The organism is Ferruginibacter sp., assembly GCF_031430955.1.
GTDB lineage: Bacteria > Bacteroidota > Bacteroidia > Chitinophagales > Chitinophagaceae > Ferruginibacter.
In genome coordinates this window covers 1-1,805 of record NZ_JANPCM010000461.1, presented here as the reverse complement: position 1 = coordinate 1,805, position 1,805 = coordinate 1, and the positions used below count along the sequence as shown (strand labels likewise).

The following is a 1,805-nucleotide window of genomic DNA, read 5'->3' as shown; positions in this document are numbered from 1 at the left end:
AAAACTGGCACAAATTATTATGCCGGTAAAAAATAAATTGGTAATATGAAAGCATTGGGGCAATATGACGACATAGCAGTTATACAAAAAATATTGAATGGAGAATTTGAATTATTTGAACTGCTTATACGCAGGTATAATTCTTTTCTTTACAAAACAGGCCGCTCCTATAATTACAACCACCAGGATACACAGGACCTTATGCAGGATACTTATATCGATGCTTATGCCAGTTTAAAAAAATTTGAAAACCGTTCTTCTTTTAAAACCTGGCTAATAAAAATAATGCTGCATAATTGTTTTAGAAAACAACAAAAATTCAGTTTTAAAAATGAAGTGTCAAATGAAATAATTGATAAATCAATACCTATGTTTCAGCAAGAGCAAAATACCGACGCCGGCAAAACAGTTATCAACAGGGAATTAAATACAGTAATTGAAAATGCTTTGCAGCAGGTTCCTTTAGATTACAGGTTGGTTTTTTCTTTAAGAGAAATGAATGGGTTGAATGTAATAGAAACTGCAGCAGCTTTAAACATTAGCGAAACCAATGTAAAAGTGAGGCTTAACCGGGCCAAAACAATGTTGAGAAAAGAAATAGAAAAAACCTACACCGCTACAGATATTTTTGAATTTAACCTGGTGTACTGCAATGCCATAACCAACAGCGTGATGGATAAAATTAAAAATTACACGCCTGTTAGTACACTTTAATAGTACCAAAGGGTGTGAATGTTATAATTTTTTTTTCAAATTGTGTAACATTTTATCTGTGTAACAATTTTATATTAACTAACTAAACTTTACTAAAATGAAAAAAAATTCAATAGCCCTTATTTTATCGGGCATCATTTTTATGGTTATTGTTTCCCTATCTCTTATACGATGTACCAATTCTTCCACAGCACAAACTTCCAGCGTTAATAAAGAAAGTGACGACCCGATTGCTGACAACGCTAAACAAATGCTTGCAGAAGGAAAACAAACATTTCGTTTTGAAACTTTTGGTGATGAAACTTACTGGACAGATGCACTGCAATTAAACAAAGCTATTGCTGGTGAAAAAAATGGAGGCGTTGGTGCAGGGTTATCTCCCAAAGCTGCATTGGCAGCAGGTTTAAAAGTAGATATGGATGTTATTCCTGCTGATGTGGCAGCAGCCATTAAAGCCGGAAAAGTAAATTTAGACGACCCTGCTGTTACGCTTACACTATTACAACTGAATGCTGTGGTGGGTGTAAAAGGAACTTTTGATGACAAAAAAAATCTCAAAGCTATAGGGCTTACCTGCGCTTCCTGTCATTCAACAGTTGATGATGCCTTTGCACCGGGCATTGGCCATCGCCTGGACGGTTGGGCAAACCGTGATTTAAACGTTGGAGCAATTGTATCAATGGCTCCCAATTTAAAGCCACTTACCGATGCATTAGGTGTGGATGTAGCCACGGTTAAAAAAGTTTTAGCAAGTTGGGGTCCGGGAAAATTTGATGCATTGCTCAATTTGGACGGCAAGGCATTCAGACCTGATGGTAAATCTGGTGCAACATTAATACCGGAAGCATTCGGACATGCTGGTGGTAATAATCATACATGGACTGGCGGCTGGGGCGACATTACTTATTGGAATGCTTATGTTGCCAATCTTGAACTGGCAGGAAACGGAACTTTTTTTGATGAGCGTCTTAACAATGCAAAAAAATATCCAGTAGCAGCTAAAACTGGCGCAGGAAACAAACGCCACAATCCTGATATGGTAACAGATAAATTGGCAGCACTCGGACGGCCCGCCCGCAGCAGTGTTGTCG

Annotated in this window: 2 protein-coding genes; both read left to right on the top strand. The window is 37.8% G+C overall.

Features of this window, described 5'->3' with window-relative positions; translation table 11 throughout:
• Window positions 1-45 precede the first annotated feature (45 nt).
• Complete coding sequence (locus tag ACY65O_RS12710) at window positions 46-714, top strand: sigma-70 family RNA polymerase sigma factor (RefSeq protein WP_462221232.1); 669 nt, start codon at window positions 46-48, stop codon at window positions 712-714.
• A 97-nt stretch (window positions 715-811) separates the two neighbouring features.
• On the top strand, window positions 812-1,805 hold a 994-nt coding region (locus ACY65O_RS12705; RefSeq protein ID WP_462221231.1), incomplete at its 3' end, for a hypothetical protein.

Excerpts from the sequence above, each read along its gene's own strand:
- ACY65O_RS12710 (WP_462221232.1), top strand. The coding sequence starts at position 46 with ATGAAAGCATTGGGGCAATATGACGACATAGCAGTTATACAAAAAATA.